General features: G+C 45.9%; 15 protein-coding genes. 3 read left to right on the top strand and 12 right to left on the bottom strand.

Features of this window, described 5'->3' with window-relative positions; translation table 11 throughout:
- Positions 1-19 precede the first annotated feature (19 nt).
- Positions 20-214: a 30S ribosomal protein S21 gene (rpsU, locus tag D0A37_RS15720; RefSeq protein WP_006632476.1), complete on the top strand. Its 195-nt coding sequence runs from the start codon at positions 20-22 to the stop codon at positions 212-214.
- A gap of 8 nt (positions 215-222) precedes the next feature.
- Here rpsU and D0A37_RS15715 read toward each other — a convergent pair whose 3' ends face one another.
- The 12 genes from D0A37_RS15715 to fbp all read right to left on the bottom strand — a co-directional run bounded on the left by D0A37_RS15715 (position 223) and on the right by fbp (position 13,429).
- Positions 223-1,686: an AtzE family amidohydrolase gene (locus D0A37_RS15715; RefSeq protein WP_242715710.1), complete on the bottom strand. Its 1,464-nt coding sequence runs from the start codon at positions 1,684-1,686 to the stop codon at positions 223-225.
- A 24-nt stretch (positions 1,687-1,710) separates the two neighbouring features.
- On the bottom strand, positions 1,711-1,887 hold the full coding sequence (locus D0A37_RS15710; RefSeq protein WP_015176516.1) for a DUF4089 domain-containing protein: 177 nt from the start codon (positions 1,885-1,887) through the stop codon (positions 1,711-1,713).
- A 120-nt stretch (positions 1,888-2,007) separates the two neighbouring features.
- Positions 2,008-2,448 (bottom strand): KGK domain-containing protein, encoded by a 441-nt coding sequence (locus D0A37_RS15705; RefSeq protein WP_242715708.1) that lies wholly within the window; start codon positions 2,446-2,448, stop codon positions 2,008-2,010.
- 96 nt (positions 2,449-2,544) lie between these two features.
- Complete coding sequence (locus tag D0A37_RS15700; protein WP_242715706.1) at positions 2,545-3,024, bottom strand: hypothetical protein; 480 nt, start codon at positions 3,022-3,024, stop codon at positions 2,545-2,547.
- 69 nt (positions 3,025-3,093) lie between these two features.
- Positions 3,094-3,546, bottom strand: coding sequence for a KGK domain-containing protein (locus D0A37_RS15695; RefSeq protein WP_242715704.1), 453 nt, complete (start codon positions 3,544-3,546; stop codon positions 3,094-3,096).
- A gap of 152 nt (positions 3,547-3,698) precedes the next feature.
- Positions 3,699-4,961 carry a cytosine deaminase gene (gene codA / locus D0A37_RS15690; RefSeq protein ID WP_242715703.1) on the bottom strand — a complete coding sequence of 421 codons (1,263 nt, stop codon included), beginning with the start codon at positions 4,959-4,961 and terminating at the stop codon, positions 3,699-3,701.
- A 212-nt stretch (positions 4,962-5,173) separates the two neighbouring features.
- Positions 5,174-5,665, bottom strand: a complete 492-nt coding sequence (locus tag D0A37_RS15685; protein ID WP_242715701.1) for an ureidoglycolate lyase — start codon at positions 5,663-5,665, stop codon at positions 5,174-5,176.
- A gap of 214 nt (positions 5,666-5,879) precedes the next feature.
- Entirely contained in the window at positions 5,880-7,430 is a 1,551-nt protein-coding gene (locus tag D0A37_RS15680) for a cobyrinic acid a,c-diamide synthase CobB (protein WP_242715699.1), read from the bottom strand.
- A gap of 263 nt (positions 7,431-7,693) precedes the next feature.
- Entirely contained in the window at positions 7,694-9,058 is a 1,365-nt protein-coding gene (gene opcA, locus D0A37_RS15675) for a glucose-6-phosphate dehydrogenase assembly protein OpcA (RefSeq protein ID WP_242715697.1), read from the bottom strand.
- Between the two features lie 155 nt (positions 9,059-9,213).
- On the bottom strand, positions 9,214-10,743 hold the full coding sequence (zwf, locus tag D0A37_RS15670; protein ID WP_242715695.1) for a glucose-6-phosphate dehydrogenase: 1,530 nt from the start codon (positions 10,741-10,743) through the stop codon (positions 9,214-9,216).
- Between the two features lie 261 nt (positions 10,744-11,004).
- Entirely contained in the window at positions 11,005-12,159 is a 1,155-nt protein-coding gene (gene tal / locus D0A37_RS15665) for a transaldolase (protein WP_242715693.1), read from the bottom strand.
- 196 nt (positions 12,160-12,355) lie between these two features.
- On the bottom strand, positions 12,356-13,429 hold the full coding sequence (fbp, locus tag D0A37_RS15660; RefSeq protein ID WP_242715691.1) for a class 1 fructose-bisphosphatase: 1,074 nt from the start codon (positions 13,427-13,429) through the stop codon (positions 12,356-12,358).
- 323 nt (positions 13,430-13,752) lie between these two features.
- On the opposite strand from fbp, the gene D0A37_RS15655 reads away from it, so the two are divergent.
- Together D0A37_RS15655 and D0A37_RS15650 are read left to right on the top strand one after the other, a co-directional pair.
- Positions 13,753-13,887, top strand: a complete 135-nt coding sequence (locus tag D0A37_RS15655) for a DUF4058 family protein (RefSeq protein ID WP_333038323.1) — start codon at positions 13,753-13,755, stop codon at positions 13,885-13,887.
- Positions 13,888-14,092: 205 nt separating this feature from the next.
- Positions 14,093-16,579 (top strand): ankyrin repeat domain-containing protein, encoded by a 2,487-nt coding sequence (locus tag D0A37_RS15650; protein ID WP_242715689.1) that lies wholly within the window; start codon positions 14,093-14,095, stop codon positions 16,577-16,579.
- Positions 16,580-16,589: the final 10 nt, after the last annotated feature.

Raw genomic sequence — 16,589 nt, 5'->3', positions numbered from 1 at the left:
ACGAACAAAAGGAGAAATAATGACCCAAGTTGTAATAGGCGAAAATGAAGGGATTGAGTCAGCCCTGCGACGGTTTAAGCGACAAGTTTCTAAAGCGGGTATTTTCCCCGACATGAGAAAGCACCGCCACTTTGAAACCCCGTTGGAAAAGCAGAAGCGCAAAGCTATTGCCAGAAGGACTAAGAGACGCTTTCACCGCAACAACAAACCCTAGAATTAGCACTAAATTGATTCGGCAGATATAATGCCTTGCGATTCTAGTACCGCAGCGACTCGGAGAATCATCGCTTCGCTGTAGGGAGCACCAATAATTTGTACCCCCAAAGGCAAAGCGCCGGGCCGCTGTACGGGCACGCAAAGAACGGGCAAGCCAATAAATGATAGGGGTTGGGTGAACAGTCCGAGATTGGGACGCACTAAGATTTCTTGTCCGGCTATTACCATTTTCTCGACGCCAATTTCAGGGGCAGCTATCGGGGTTGCGGGTGCGAGGATGATGTCTGTGTGTTGGAATATTTCGCGAATTCGATCGCGGTACCACTGTCTGAATCTCTGCGCTTGCAAGTACCAAGTCGCAGGGATCAGGGTTCCCGCTAAAAAGCGATCGCGCGTGGCAGGATCGAAGTCTTGAGGGCGCGATCGCAAATTGTCCAAATGCAAGTTTCCCCCCTCGCAAGCGGTAATGATAAACGCCGCAGCCCTGGCGCGATGGGATTCCGGTATAGTGACAGTTGCAAGCCCCCCTATTTTTGGGGGGTTTGTTGTTGTTTCTGTGCGTCTACCACAATCCAAGACATTTGTCAAGGCTTTAGCAACTATTTCTACAGCCTCCATTGCTTCCGGTGCGGCCCCTGTGGCGAAATACCCGTCAGCAACAGCAATTCGCAATCCTTCGATGCCTTGATTTAACTGCGGCGAACAAAGTTCAGGCGGGCGTTGAGTGCAAACTGGGTCACGAGAATCAGGGCCTTGCAGGATATCGTACAGCAGCGCCATATCTCTGATTGATCGCCCAAACGGCCCCACACAATCCAAACTACTCGAAAATAAATAAGCGCCAGCCCTCGACAAACGGCCGTAAGTAGGCTTAAACCCAAAGACACCGCACAAAGCAGCCGGTACGCGGATGGAACCGTTAGTATCAGAACCGAGAGTGATGGGTACAAAACCGGCGGCGACTGCTGCTGCGGAACCGCCGCTGGAACCGCCGGCGATGCGGGTAGTATCGCGGGGATTGCGAGTTGGGCCGTAGTGGCTGTTTTCCGTGACGAAACCGTAGGCGTACTCATCCATGTTGAGAGTACCTACGAGGACAGCCCCGGCTTGTTTTAGTCGGGCGACCACCGCCGCGTCCTGGGTAGCCGGAGGATTGTCAGCGTTGATTTTTGACCCTGCTAGGGTGGTAATTCCGCCGATGTCGAACAGGTTTTTGACAGCGAAGGGAACGCCTGCTAAAGGGCCTGGGTTTTCGTTATTTGCGATGGAATTATCTATTTTTTCGGCTGCTGCGAGTGCGCTTGATGCAGTGATTGCAGTAAAGCAATTAAAAGCTTTATCCTTAACAGCAATCCGTTCCAAAGCAGCATTTACCGCCACTGTAGCCGTAACCTTACCACATTTAACCGCCGCTGCCGTAGCAACCGCATCAGCCTTATCTAAAAAACATTTGCGTTCATCTGCGTTCATCGGCCCTCATCTGCGGCTAAAAATCTAAGGTTCAAACACCGGCGCGACTTCTACTTCGGGGGGTAAAGGAAACTCAGTAACGAGTCGGGCGATCGCAGCTATCCTCTCGAAGTTTACCACAACGCCTGGACGATGTTCCGGGTCTAAGGGTAAGTTTATCAGTTCGGCGGTGCGATCGACATATTCTTCTACATTTACCATGAGTCCCTCCCAAAAAAACATCAGCGTTCGTCCGCGTACATCTGCCCTCATCTGCGGTTTAAAATCTCAGGTTCAGATATAAGTGCGATCGATTATTGTATTGTAATCGCGATCGGGCTGTCAGTTGTTATTGCTCAGTTTTTTGTATTCCTCGGATTGTCTAATATCATCTAGAGGCGATTTTTGCTCTGGTGGTTCATCTGGGCAAAATTTTATAGATGTCTGCGTTTCCCCAGACTTTATGTTTTTATTAACTTCGATTTGAACCTTTCCTTTTTGCCAACCCTTGGAACCAATTTTGATAATTTGACAATCGATTCCTTCTTCATGCGATTTCCAGTTTATCTCGCCTACACTAATTATTGTTTCTGGGTTAATCTTTAGCTCTCTCATCCAATCCCTTATGTATTGTCCATTTGCGGGAATCCCCAGGATCTCACTCAACTTGCTACCCGATAGCTCTTTAAACTTTCGTACCAAAAAAGTTGTTTGACCGAATAACAAAACATCATCATCGCCTACTGCCTCATAGTTTTTATTGGATTCAATTTTATCGTTCATTTTTTTTTCAAAATTCGGGTTATTCCTCTTTAATACCATTTCAATATCTCTGAGTCAAGCTGATAAAGAAACAATTTGCGCTCGCACTTTTCCCACTCAAACACTGGCAGTTTCCCGCAACTTCTCAACTGCAACATCCAGCGGAGGCAAAGTAAAATCCTCAGCATCCATCAATTCCTTAACCTTCTCAAAAATCTCAACCTCCGCCTCTTCCTGATCCGTCAGCTTATCATAAAAATAAGGGTCAGTAAACCACTGCTCAAACGCCATCTCTAACCGCCCATTCGGTGCTAGTTCAAACCGCCAATACTTAGAAACTCTACTATCAACCACGTCAAACAGCGGTGCAGGATTCTGCATGGGATAATAGGTGTAGTTATCGTCACAGATATAGTACCAAACATTACCCTGCGATTGGTAGAGAGCGTAGACAACATATTCTTTGCCAAGCGTTAGGGGAAATTCCACTTCTTTAGTAAAATAGAACTCAGGCTTGAGGTAACTTTCAGGGAGAGCATTACCTGTATAAGCAATACAGCGAATTTTCATGATTTTCCCAATTTGTTGTTCTTGCAAATTTATTGTTACTTTTTCGCAATAATTTATGTGATTTTATAGCCCTGCCTTTGTATCTTTGTCGGGCTATCAGGTGTTATTAGTGAGGTTTTTGTAGTCCTCAGATTGGCGGATGTCATCTAAAATAGATTCCGGTTCGGCAGGTTCATCAGGACAAAATTCTAATTTAATTACCTCGATTGTGCAGTAGCCAGTGCTTGTTGCCTCACTTAGAGATGCTTCTATTCTGAGTTTGCCTTTTTGCCAGCCTTGAGAACCAATCTTTAGAAGCTGACAATCTATTCCTTGAGAAGGAAAAATCCATTTACTCTCAAAAACACTAACGTTTACTCCTCCCATAGAAAAATTAAAAAATAAATCAAAAAATATTGGATTACCCTTCCTCGATCCATCGTGTCTTTTGTTCAGCCTTTCAGCAAGTTTATTACTCATTAATTCTTTAAATCTATTAACTGTAAAAGTATCTTTTTGAATCAGTAAAATATCTGTTTCGCCGTCTAAATTTTTAAACTTAGCATTCATATTTGTTTTTTTTTCACAACTTTTGATAAATTATCATAATTACTTGTATTAGTCAATACCGATTTCAAACCGAGATCTATTTGAAGTTTACATATGGAATGAGTTTGTTGGTCTGTACGACCTTATGTTTAAAATTTGCTGCGGTTTGAGAGTCAGAAAAAACTTGTTTTTGCCGGTTCAGTTTCCGCCAGCAATTTACCCCGCGAAATCACATACCGAACCGCAGCGCGCCTCCTAATTGCATCATAACAATCCTCAGCATCCAACACAATCAAATTTGCAGGTTTCCCCGCATCTATCCCATAATTCTCATCTCCCAGATAGAGAGTTTTAGCACCGTTGACAGTGACCATATTAAAACAAGCTGCAATCTCAGCCATTCCGGTCATCTGACAAACATGAACCGCCATATGAGCGACATCCAACATATTTCCCGTACCTAAACTATACCAAGGATCTTGCACGCAGTCGTGGCCAAAACTCACATTCAATCCCTGCTGCCACAATTCCTTAACCCGCGTCACCCCACGGCGTTTGGGATAAGTATCAGCGCGGCCTTGCAGGGTAATATTAATTAAAGGATTGGCAATAAAATTAATTCCAGATTTTGCCAAACTTCCCATCAGCTTAAAAGCATAAGCATTGTTATAAGAACCGAAGGCCGTCGTGTGGCTAGCCGTCACCCGCGAACCAGCGCCGCTTCTAATCGCACAAGCTGCTACAACTTCCAAAAATCTCGACTGTTCATCATCGATTTCATCGCAGTGAACATCTATTAATCTATTGTATTTTTCCGCAAGTTCAAAAATTCGCTCAACCGACTTCACCCCATCTTCCCGCGTCAACTCATAATGCGGAATCCCGCCCACAGCATCCGCACCCATATCCAGAGATTTCTCTAAAAGTTTGTCATTTTCTGGACTTCCGTAAATCCCGTCTTGGGGAAAAGCCACAACTTGCAGAGTCATCCAATCTTTGACTTGTTCTCGAACTTCCAAAAGTCCTTGCAAAGCAGTCAGCGTCGGTTCGCTAACATCAGCGTGACTCCTGACAAACAAAATCCCTTGAGACGCTTGCAGCCTTAAAGTTTCAACAGCCCGTTTTTTGACATCATCCAGAGTTAAACTTTGCTTTCGTTCCCCCCAGATTTGAATTCCCTCGAACAAAGTGCCGCTTTGATTCCATCGCGGTTCCCCCGCAGTCAAAGCCGAATCGAGATGAATGTGCGACTCCACAAAAGGAGGACTAACTAAATTGCCTTGAATGTCGATTTCGCGTTCGCCAAATTCTGAGATGTGCGGCGAAACGGCAACTATTTGGTCATCATCGATAGCAATATCTACCGTTGGGCGATCGTCGCCCGCACCTAACAAACGACATTGGCGCAGAACAATGCTATACTTTTGCTCAGGCATGACAATTGCACCTAAATTTAACACTTGTAAACGTGATCCTTCCTAGTTGCTACTCAGCCTAGTGAGACCAAAAGAATTCCCCACTCAATTGCGAATCCCCTCCTTCTCCTCCTCTGCGTCCTCTGCGCCCTCTGCGGTTAAAAAATCTTACTCAAAAAACCAACCTATAACGAGAATCACCCTGAAAAAAGCGCAACTACAAATCGCCAACATCAGACAATCTCAAACTCCAGATTGTGATTTTTCACCAAATCAAAGCTAAAATGGTCAACCACATTAGTATTGCTCAACTCCAGATTGTAAAAATCAACAAAATCCGCATCAAAATACGGCCCAGCGTGCCAAGTCCCCACCTCTAACTTAATAAAACAATTGCCCGGAATCCGAAAAGCAGCCATATCCTCTAAACTCGGTTTATAGCTATCCCCAGGAGGCGCAACCGCCATCAACCAATCCTTCCCCTCCAAAGAACCCAAAGACTGAGTACATTGAACGTGGCGTGTAATTTTGCCAAACTTGCGACCTTTATGGTGTAGCCGCATAATGTAAAATCTAGGAATACCATTTTGCAAATTTAACTGAGCATCCTCAGCATCGAAAGACTTGCCATCAACAGCCGCAAAGATAACTTGACCGTAACTCCGAAAATTCTCCGGTGTCACCAATTGTGCGGATAACTGCTTAGTCGAAATTGATTCGCTCATAAATCCCAATATCCCCTCCCTGCTTTCCATCAAAAACATTCTAATACAGTAACTCCTCACCACCTCTCTCGTCTCTTCTCTGTGTGCTCTGCGGTTAATTAAATAAAAAAATCTAGTTCCCTTTCTCGATCGCCCAAATTACCCTTACAATCAAATTTAGCGCACTGCTCTCTTCTCTTCTCTTCTCTGTACCCTCTGTGTCCTGTGCGGTTAATTAAATAAAACAATCTAGTTCGCTTTCTCGATCGCCCAAAACACCCTTACAATCAAAATCAGCACACTGCTGCAAAAAACGAGCCGGAATATCAGGCCGAGCACCCCAATGCAAATGCAAATAAGAAGCGTGTACCTGACAAACTCCCCAACCTTCAGCAACCGCCTCAACTTCCCCCCGCTTCCCATACCTCCAACTGTGATAAACTGGATTACTCGGTTCCACAGTTAAATGCGATCGATGAAACTCATGTCCCCAAACCTCATCAAGAGCAGTTAACACCGAACTATCCCTCACCGCCACAGCTTCTCGGTATCCCAGCGTCAAACGCTTTCCCATCGCAGCAACAGCCGGCAACACTCCCACCCCTGGCCAAGAATTGCCATCGAAGTCTACAATAGAATCGCACAAATACATCAAACCGCCGCATTCCGCATAAGTCGGCATTCCCGAAAAAATCGCACTTTTTACTGCATCCCGAATTAAAACATTACCGCTCAATTTTTGAGCAAAAACTTCGGGAAAACCACCACCAAAATATAACCCTTGCACATTGTCAGGAAAAGCCGAGTCATCAAGGGGACTCCAAAATACCAACTCCGCACCCAACTCTTCCAACAAATCAAGATTGTCCTGATAGTAAAAATTAAAAGCCCGATCGCGCGCAACTGCAATCCTCACTCCAAATTGTTTTCCCAAAGAGTTGACAACATCATTTTTTTTAGTTACAATAACCGGAGGGAGATTGTGTCTACCCGAAAGTTGCTCTGACCCCTCACCCCCCTCATTTCGAGTTGCAGCCAACAAAGGCAAAAGTTGCTCCCAGTCAAAACTAACAGCAGCCAAATCAGCCAGTTTATCGATCGCAGCATGAAGATTCGGCAACTCCTCAGCAGGAATCAGCCCCAAATGTCGATCGGGAATAGTAACAGCCTCATCCCTACGCAAAACGCCTAAAATCGGTAAATGGAGCGGTTTGAGAGCATCTTGAAGGAGTTCCAAATGTCGATCGCTCGCCACCCGATTCAGCACCAAACCAGCGAATTTAAGGTCAGGGTTAAAAGAACGAAAACCGTGCGCGATCGCAGCCACAGAACCTGAGAGCCTGCTGCAATCTATCACAAACAATACCGGCAAATTCAGCAAATAAGCAACATGAGCCGTAGAAGCAAAGGAAAAATCATAATTGCCTTCTTCTTTTCGATAATTAATCCGTGTATCCGTCTCAAAATCCGTGTCGTGGCTTCGTGATTCCTGATTCCTTCGACTCACTCCATCAAATAAACCCATTACCCCTTCAACTAAGGCATAATCGACATCTTGAATATGACGAGAAAAACACTTTTTCACATAAGATTCAGATGTTAATATCGCGTCTAAATTCCGACAGGGGCGACCAGTGACAAAAGCATGAAACATCGGATCGATGTAATCCGGGCCTACCTTAAAAGATTGAACATTCAAGCCGCGACGGATTAAATAAGCTAAAAGGGCGATCGTTACAGTAGTCTTTCCCGCACCGCTGCGTTCGCCAGCAATTACTAAAGCCATAGTTCTAGATTAGTTACAAAAAATACATATTTAACGAACCGCGAAGACGCGAAGGGCGCGAAGGAAGAATGAGAAGAAGAGAGGTAATTTAGTGGCTTTTGGAAAGTAATGTAGAGTTTTGAGTTAAATAACATGATTAATTCAAAACTCCTAACTTAAAATTCATAACTCCTAAAAAAGTAGGGCAGACATTGCCTGCCCCACTGAATATTAACTCAATCCTTCTTCCTTCTTCCTTCTTCCTTCTTCCTTCTTCCCTCTTTTTACCGCTTAGCTAACTTCAGCATTTGAGCCGTCACTGCCAAACTTTCTTCGTAAAGCACATCTCGGCCCCAACTCTGCAAGTGCTGGCCCAGCAACTGTTCCGTCACCTGATCGAACAGAGGACTCACCTGGTTAAACCGATCGGTTTGAGCGCCGCCCTTCGTTTCCATCCGCATACAGCCGCCCGCTTCGGAACACAGAACTGTACCGCAGTCAGCCTTTTCGTTTGTAGAATTCAAACGCACAGCAATCAAATCGCCCGCGACATCGCCCGAATCAGCAGTAGGAATAGCAGCCAACTCGGCTTCGACAACCCGTTCGTCGGGCCCCGCGAATTTAATTCGCTTGATGTGGTAATCGCCCTCTTCCTGTTTGAAAGCAACCGGACGCCACTGAAGCCGACTCGCCAGCCAACCCAAATACATCAGCGCTTGAGTAGAATTGTCTTGTTCGTAGTCGATCGTCACCCGATCGATTTCCCGAATCGCAGCGCGACGTTCCGGGGCGTCAAAAGCCTCAGCAGCCAACTCCTGCCACGCAGCCAGCCGGCGCCAATTCAGATCCGCGATCGGAATTCCCTCCTCGATCAGACTGTGCATCAACAGCAATTCAGATTCAGACTCGGCAAAGCTGCTAGAGTCAACAATCACAGAACTGCTAATTGTCGCCAGCCGCTGGAACAAACCTCGATCGGCATCAGGATTCGCTTTCCACCACAGCAGCGTCGGCAAATCAGCGATAGTCAACGCCGTCACGATGCCGCTCACCCGTTCCAGCGCAGCTTCCGTACCCCGGAGTGTAATGTACTCGCAGCAGATCAGATTGCCGGTGGTGCGCTTGTGAACCGGACAATAAGCAGCCACTTGAGCCTGCACGCCCGTATCTTCCCCCGCCGTCGGACACAGAGCAATAATCCGGCAGGGATTGGCAGCCACGATCGCGTCAGCCACCCCCGAACCCCCGGAACCCAAACCACTCGATCCCATCTCCTCGCCATTGGAATTTTTGCGAGCCACTTCTTCCCGCAAAGTCGCCAGCAATTCAGCGTTAGGTTTGCCAGTTCTCGGCAGCCCGTAAGCTTTTTGAGCCGCCCTGATGCTAGATGCCGTCATCGGCCCGGTAATACCGTCCACCGGCCCGTCGTAAAACCCCAGATCCGCTAATAACCGCTGAGTTTCTTCGGGTTCGTAGACTACAAAAGTAAAAGTTGTTGCCCTACTAGCGATCGGAGAATCGCCCTTTGAACCAGATTCTCTGTAACTTTCCCAAATTTGACTCAATTCGGCCTCTATCTGGTCGATCGACACATCTTTAGGATTTTGCAGCGAAACCAGAGGCGGAGCTTTCATCGGTGTCATCGTCATAAATCTTCTCTCCTTTGTTATCAGTCATTAGTCATTGGTTATTAGTCATTAGTTATTAGTCATTAGTTATTAGTTAGTAGTTATTAGTTAGTAGTTATTAGATAATCACTAATACTAATGCTGACCAATAACTAATGACTGCTGACTAATCACTCTTAAAGTCTGCGCCACTTGCGACCGTCTCTGTTAATTAGCAGTTCTGCTTCCGCAGGTTCCCAAGTACCCGCTTCGTATTTAGGAACAAAATCTTGGTCGCTGGACGATTCCCACTCCATCAGCGCCGGCGTTACCACCCGCCAAGCTTCTTCCACTTCATCAGAACGGGTAAACAAAGTTTGGTCGCCCAGCATACAATCAATTAACAGGCGATCGTAAGCATCCGAAGATGTCACCCCAAAGGAAGAACCGTAACTGAAATCCATATCCACCGTCCGCGTCCGCAAATCCGGCCCCGGCATTTTCGCCTCAAACCTCAGCGAAATCCCCTCATTGGGATGCACGCGCATGGTCAAAACGTTAGGAGTAGTTTGTTGGGCCGCGGACTGAAAGATTAGCAGCGGAACTTCGCGGAACTGAATCGCAATTTCGCTAACTTTTTTCGGCAACCGTTTGCCGGTTCGCAGGTAAAAAGGCACTCCCTGCCAGCGCCAGTTGTCAATCATAAACTTCATCGCCACAAAAGTCGGCGTTGTCGAGTTGGGAGCAACCCCCGGTTCTTCGTGATATCCTGGCACGGGTTTGCCCTTCATCCAACCTGCGGAATATTGACCCCGAATCGCTGAGAAGTCCAAGTTATGCAAATCTGCCAAGCGAGTTGCTTGCAGAACTTTCATCTTTTCGGTGCGGATGCTGTCAGCGTCGAGCGAGTTCGGCGGTTCCATCGCCGTCAGACAGAAAATCTGCATCAAGTGGTTTTGCAGCATATCCCGCAACGCCCCAGAGGATTCGTAGTAACCCGCCCGGTCTTCTACGCCTACTGTTTCTGCAACTGTAATTTGTACGTGATCGACAAATTGCCGATTCCACAGCGGTTCAAAAATCGCGTTAGCAAACCGGAACACCATTAAATTCTGAACAGTTTCTTTACCCAAATAGTGGTCAATTCGGTAAACTTGCTGTTCTTGGCAAACCTTCTGCACGACTCGGTTAAGAGCTTTTGCCGAACTCAAGTCGCGGCCGAAGGGTTTTTCAATTACCAAGCGGTGTTTTACTGGATCAACCAGCATTTGAGCCGCGCCCAGTTGCCTAATTGCTTCTGGGAAAAAGTTCGGGGAAACCGAGAGATAAAATATGTGATTGCCGCGAGTTCTCCTTTCTTCGTCGAGTTCGGCTAAGAAAGCTTTGAGTTTTTCATAGCTTTCGGGGTTGTCAATGTCGCCCGGACAGTAGTACAAACCTTGAGCGAAATCTTGCCAAAATTCTTCATTGCCAATGCCGCCGCCAAATTCTTCAATGCCTTCGCGCATTTGCTCTCGGAAGTAATCGTGACTCCAAGGACGGCGGGCTACTCCCACTACGGTAGTTTCCGGTGGCAAGCGTCGATCGCGCTTCATCTGATAAATTGCAGGTACCAGTTTGCGCTGGGTGAGATCCCCAGAAGCTCCGAAGATTACCAGAATTTGTGGTTCCGGCACTCGTTCTTTTCGCAAACCGACGCGCAGTGGATTTTCAAGTAGCGTTACCATTATTTATTTTCCTTGTTCTAGTGCTGTCAACCCTGCCAAGACACCATGATAGTTTACGGTCATTTCTGCTAGTTGCTGGGTGAGAGAGTTAATCGGTTCTTAATACTGCTAGAGGAGGCAGATGATTTTGCTCTCTAGGAACTATGACATCCATTAATCTCAAAATTCCTAGAGAGGATTTAAGACTCAGCATTTAAGAACCCAAATAATTATCTATTCCGATTCCTAAATGCTTCTGCCTTTCAGGATACAGATATCTGCCTAAGCGACGGCTGACAACTTCTGGACTTTCTCTTGCAAGGAATCCATCAGGGATTGGAACGGGGTGACGAATTTCTCAATCCCGTCCAAGAGCAACTCTGCCATCACTTGATCCAAGTTGATGTCGATGTCGGGATCTTTGAGACTTTCGATCAGAGTGTAAGCTTCTGCAACATTGTTCTCAATCCGGGGTGCGACATCGCAGTGATCGAAACAAGCTTCAACGGTGTTCGGCGGCAAAGTGTTAACCGTGTCCGGGCCGATTAGTTCATCGACGTACATGACATCGCTGTAGTGGGGGTTTTTGGTGCTGGTGGAAGCCCACAGCAAGCGCTGCACTTTCGCTCCCTTGGCCGCTAAAGCTTGCCAGCGATCGCTCGCTACGATCTCTTTATACTTCTGGTAAGCTACCTTCGCATTGGCGATCGCAACTTTCCCCTTCACTGTTTCCAGTTTGGCTTTGGTGGAAATATCTGTGACATTTTTGAGTTTCTCATCAATCTTGCCATCGATATTGATGTCGATCCGGCTCAAGAAGAAACTGGCCACAGAAGCAATATTACTCACATCCAAACCTTTAGCCACCCGCGCTTCCAAACCGCGAATGTAAGCCCAGAAGGTTTCGACGTAGCTGTCAACCGAGAACAGCAAAGTCACGTTAACGTTAATCCCTTCGCTGATGACTCGCTCGACTGCGGGCAAACCTTGAGCGGTTCCCGGAATCTTAATCATCACGTTTTCTTTGCCGAGGGCTTGGTAATAGCGCATGGCTTCGCTAATCGTGCTTTCTGTGTCGTTGGCGATCGTCGGTGGCACTTCGATACTGATGTAACCGTCCAAACCCTTCGACTCTGCGTAAACCGGGGCGAAGATGTCGCAAGCGTTGCGGATATCTTCAAATACCAGAGATTCATAAATCTCCATTACAGATTTACCCGCCCGGATGCCCGCTTCGATATCCGCGTCGTAAATCACATTACCTGCGATCGCTTTCTCGAAAATCGCCGGATTAGATGTGATCCCGCGCAGTCCCCGACTTTCAATCATCTGTTTGAGTTCGCCGGACTCGATCAGATTGCGAGTCAAATTGTCCATCCAGATACTTTGGCCAATTTCTTTGATTTCTAACAGGTGATTCGTTGGCGTTGTCGTCATTACTGTAACTCCTACAATTTGATAGCTGTTAATTGGGACTTGGAAATTGGGAATTGAAAATTGAAAATTGGTAATTGAAAATTGGCAATGGGGAATTGGTAATTGGGAGCCGAAAGTTATAAGTTAAAACCCTCTTCCTTCTTCCTGACATCCGTTACATCCGTTACATAATCCGTTGCCGAACTTCCCTTTTCCTTCACGCTTGGACTGTTCTAGGATTGCGCGCTCGATCTTGAATAAAAGACTCGACCATCGCTACATTTTCTTTACTGCCGATAATCAAGGGCGATCGCTCGTGCAGCTTGGTCGGCACTACATCCAAGATGTCTTGAATACCTGTAGTTGCCCGCCCGCCGGCTTGCTCCATCAAAAACGCCAAAGGAGCCGATTCGTAGAGCAAGCGCAATTTGCCCTCGGGGTTTTTCACCGTTCCCGGGTACAAAAACACGCCTCCCTGGAATAAAATCCGGTGGAAATCTCCCACCAAAGCCCCGCCGTACCGGGCGCTGTAGCCTTCGCTGCGGTGTACGTAGCGAATGTAGTCCCTCAAAGATTCCTCCCACTGCCAGAAGTTGCCTTCATTAACGCTGTAAATCGGGCCGCGATCGGGAACCTTAATGTTTTCGTTAGCTAGAATAAACTCGCCCAAACTGGGATCGAGGGTAAAGGAATGAACGCCCTGACCGATCGAATAAACCAGCATGGTACTCGGGCCGTAGAGTACATAACCAGCGGCAATTTGTTTGTGTCCATGTTGCAGCAAGTCGGAGGCCGAACCGTCTTCATCGTCCCCCTCTTGCTTGCGGATGCTGAATATGGAGCCTACATTGAGATTGATGTCAAGATTGGAAGAACCGTCTATGGGGTCGTAGAGCAGACTGTAACGCCCGATCGGACAATTTTCGGGAATGTAGTAGGGTTTTTCCATTTCCTCGGAAGCCAAGCGGCACACAAGTCCGCTTTGCTGGAATACCGAGATAAACACTTCATTGGCATAGATATCCATCTTTTTGACGGATTCTCCCTGCACGTTCGTAGCCCCTGTAAACCCCAAGGCATCTGCCATTAATCCGGCTCTGCTGAGCCGCCTCGCGATCAGCTTTGCCGCCAGCCCGATGCGATTCATCAGCGCACTGAGATCCTGAGCATCTGCTGAAAAGCTGTGGAGTTGCTGGAGTACGTGACGAGATAGGGTTGTGCAATCGCGGTCTAGGGCTTGCACCTGATCCATCGGGCCCAGTCGGGCTTCCCCTGTCGGCGCTTGTACCATGATATTGATAACCTCCCTGTCTTGCGGCTCTGAGTTTGGGTTCGATGGAGTGCTTGACACTTACTCCTGAATCGGCTAAAAGACCGATCGTCCCCCAACTTCTATCTTAGGAAGGGTTTTGCCAAAGGGCGTCGAACTTTAGGTGAATTTTAGATCCGCATCGAAAATTGAGGAGTTCGATCGACTGTTGAGTCGGGAATTGTATCCAAAATCACTACTTTTTTTGATTAACCGCAGAGGACGCAGAGGGCGCTGAGAGAAAAAGTGGCGATAGAGAAGCCTACGAACGTTGGCTAGCATCTCAAAAAGACCGACAACTTCCTTTGCGCGAAGAAGATGTAGAACCTATTGTTAATTTGCCGGAATTGCTTGCAGGCATTTACGATCGCGTCGGCTATGATTATCGGCTCGATTACGATCAATATCCCGTACGTAAATTTTCGCCAAAGGTGATATGACACTCCAAAATTCTGGGTAAGTTATCCATAGAAATACGGTAATTGAAATTTAAGCAAATATACAGAGTCCGTCATTGACTTTTCTATTGACTTGTTTGAAATATACTCAAACACTCAATTCACATTGCATAAATTTTTCAAAATTTGGGTTTTAAAAACCCAAATATAAAATGTTTGTTGGTACTCATCAACCCAGGATAATGCTATGGATATTGTTGAACAAATTCCCCAGAACTTAGTCAAACACTATCAAATTAAAAAGCTACTCGGAGAAGGCGGTAGTAGCACAACTTATGAAGCCGTTGACCTCAAAACAAACCAGCGAGTCGCACTAAAAGCTTTGTCTTTACAGAAGATGAACGACTGGAAAGTGCTGGAACTATTTGAAAGAGAAGCCAATGTTTTATCAAAATTGAATCATCCGGGAATTCCGCGTTATTTGGATTATTTTTATGTCGATACTCCCGATAACCGTTGTTTTTATATAGTACAAGAACTGGCAGAAGGGCAATCTCTAGCCAGTTTAGTCGAAAATGGCTGGCACGCTAGTGAACCTGAAATTCAACGCATTGCAACACAAATTTTGGAGATTTTAGTTTATCTCCATTCACAGACACCACCTGTGATCCACCGGGATATTAAACCAGAAAATATTGTTTTCAAATCGCCGATCGATTCCCACAAAGAAAAAGACTGGGCAGTCTGCTTAGTAGATTTTGGAGCAGTGCAAAACACTTATTACAATACTTTAATGCGAGGAAGTACCCTAGTTGGAACCTATGGTTATATGGCTCCAGAACAATGTCTCGGACAAGCCGTACCTGCAACAGATTTATATGGTTTAGGAGCGACCTTGTTGTATTTACTAACCCATCGTTCCCCCGCCGAATTACCAACAAATATACTAGAGAAAGATTTTCGCTCTCAAATTCAGATTTCAGCAGCATTTGCCGATTGGTTAGAAGAAGCGATCGCGTCAGATTTAGAAAACCGCTTTCGAGCGGCAAAAGAAGCGCTTGAATCGCTTCGCAATCCTCGAATATTTAGCGTTAAATCCAATCTATCGACGCAATGGGAAAAACGCCTCAAAATAGGAATTGCTGCTGTGGCTACTATTTCTACTGTTGCTGTTTTAAATCACTTTAAATATCCCATCCTCAACCGGATTGGATTTACCCCCGATGCAGTTGTCAACGCTGTTGAACAGGGAGATACTAAAACTGTTAGGCATTATCTGGATCTTGGTATTAGTGCCAATACAAGGGTAAACAACCTGAATTTACTACACTTTGCTGGCTCAAAAAAGGTGGCAGAATTGTTAATTTCCAAGGGTGTAGATGTCAAAGCTAAGGATGCACTTGGCTTTACCCCGTTACACTTTGCTGCTGGATTCGATCGCATAGAAGTGGCACATACGCTAATTGCTAAAGGTGCAGATATTAACGCCCAAACAGAAAGAGAAACTCATTTTTATAGCTGGAGTCCTATAAGGACTTATAGATTGCGAAGCTCTTTACCTGGCAATAGTAAGGGTACAACTCCTCTGTTCTTTGCGAGATCGCCTGAAATGGCCAAGTTGCTGATTGCTAAAGGCGCGAATGTCAATGCCAAAAACAAAAATGGCATAACTCCTCTACATACGGCGCAATCGAAGGCGATCGCACAAATACTACTCGCTGCAGGCGCAAAAATTAACATTAAAGAAGAAAATGCCCGAAATGGCAAGGGTACAACTTTATTACATAACGCAGCAAAAATAGGCTTTAAGGAGTTGGTACAACAGCTAATTAACAACGGCGCAAATATTGTTATCAGGGATAGTAAAAAAAGAACTCCACTGCACTATGCAGCCACCAAAGAAGTGGCCACTTTGCTAATGCTGGATATCAATGCTAAGGACGAATATGGAAATACTCCGTTACACCTAGCTATTCAAGACGCTCGCCCAGAAATCGTCTCTTTTTTAATTGCTAATGGCGCGCAACTCAATGTTAAAAATAGTTATGGAGCGACTCCACTACATATTGCTGTATCAAAAAATATGCAGAATATCAATCAACTACTGCTAGAGAATGGTGCAGAAATTAATATCCAGGATAATAACAAAACAACTCCACTGGATATCGCAGTAGACAGGCAACTTGAGGATACAGTAGCGTTGATGATTAGTAAACACCCAGATGTTAATAGTGAATACAAATATGGCAGAACCTTACTGCATATCGCTGTCGATTTCAAACTTAAGGATGTAGCCAAACAACTCATTGCCAAAGGTGCATTCGTTAATGCCAAAAATAACTTGCTTCAAACTCCCCTGCATCTTGCCACTACTCGAGGATCTCAAGATATCGTTGAACTGCTAATTGCTAAAGGTGCAAGGGTTAACGTTAGAAATGTGAAGGGTCAAACTCCATTGTATCGAGCGATCGCGCTCGGACACAATGATATTGCTGCACTGCTAATTAACAACGGTACAGATGTTAATAATATAGATGTATCTGGCACAACTCCACTCCACCAAGCCGCACATTATGGGACTCTAGAAATCTTAAAATTGCTGATTGCTAAAGGTGCAAAGATTGACGCTACAAACTCTTATGGCGACACGTCGCTAAAGATAGCAGAAACCAACTCTAACCCCGACCGAGAAGCAGCAGCCGAAATACTTAGATCTCACGGCGCAACAGACTAATTATCCAAAA

The sequence above is a fragment of the Microcoleus vaginatus HSN003 genome (genome assembly GCF_022701255.1).
Lineage (GTDB): Bacteria > Cyanobacteriota > Cyanobacteriia > Cyanobacteriales > Microcoleaceae > Microcoleus > Microcoleus vaginatus_B.
Note: the sequence above shows the minus strand (reverse complement) of the source record. Positions and strands in the feature narration are given on the sequence as shown.

Bases quoted from the DNA above. Each gene is read 5' to 3' on its own strand.
- opcA (WP_242715697.1), bottom strand. From the start codon at position 9,058: ATGACGATGACACCGATGAAAGCTCCGCCTCTGGTTTCGCTGCAAAAT.
- codA (WP_242715703.1), bottom strand. From the start codon at position 4,961: ATGCCTGAGCAAAAGTATAGCATTGTTCTGCGCCAATGTCGTTTGTTA.
- rpsU (WP_006632476.1), top strand. From the start codon at position 20: ATGACCCAAGTTGTAATAGGCGAAAATGAAGGGATTGAGTCAGCCCTG.
- zwf (WP_242715695.1), bottom strand. From the start codon at position 10,743: ATGGTAACGCTACTTGAAAATCCACTGCGCGTCGGTTTGCGAAAAGAA.
- D0A37_RS15650 (WP_242715689.1), top strand. From the start codon at position 14,093: ATGGATATTGTTGAACAAATTCCCCAGAACTTAGTCAAACACTATCAA.
- D0A37_RS15705 (WP_242715708.1), bottom strand. From the start codon at position 2,448: ATGAACGATAAAATTGAATCCAATAAAAACTATGAGGCAGTAGGCGAT.
- D0A37_RS15710 (WP_015176516.1), bottom strand. From the start codon at position 1,887: ATGGTAAATGTAGAAGAATATGTCGATCGCACCGCCGAACTGATAAAC.
- D0A37_RS15680 (WP_242715699.1), bottom strand. From the start codon at position 7,430: ATGGCTTTAGTAATTGCTGGCGAACGCAGCGGTGCGGGAAAGACTACT.
- tal (WP_242715693.1), bottom strand. From the start codon at position 12,159: ATGACGACAACGCCAACGAATCACCTGTTAGAAATCAAAGAAATTGGC.
- D0A37_RS15695 (WP_242715704.1), bottom strand. From the start codon at position 3,546: ATGAATGCTAAGTTTAAAAATTTAGACGGCGAAACAGATATTTTACTG.
- D0A37_RS15715 (WP_242715710.1), bottom strand. From the start codon at position 1,686: ATGAACGCAGATGAACGCAAATGTTTTTTAGATAAGGCTGATGCGGTT.
- D0A37_RS15685 (WP_242715701.1), bottom strand. From the start codon at position 5,665: ATGAGCGAATCAATTTCGACTAAGCAGTTATCCGCACAATTGGTGACA.
- fbp (WP_242715691.1), bottom strand. From the start codon at position 13,429: ATGGTACAAGCGCCGACAGGGGAAGCCCGACTGGGCCCGATGGATCAG.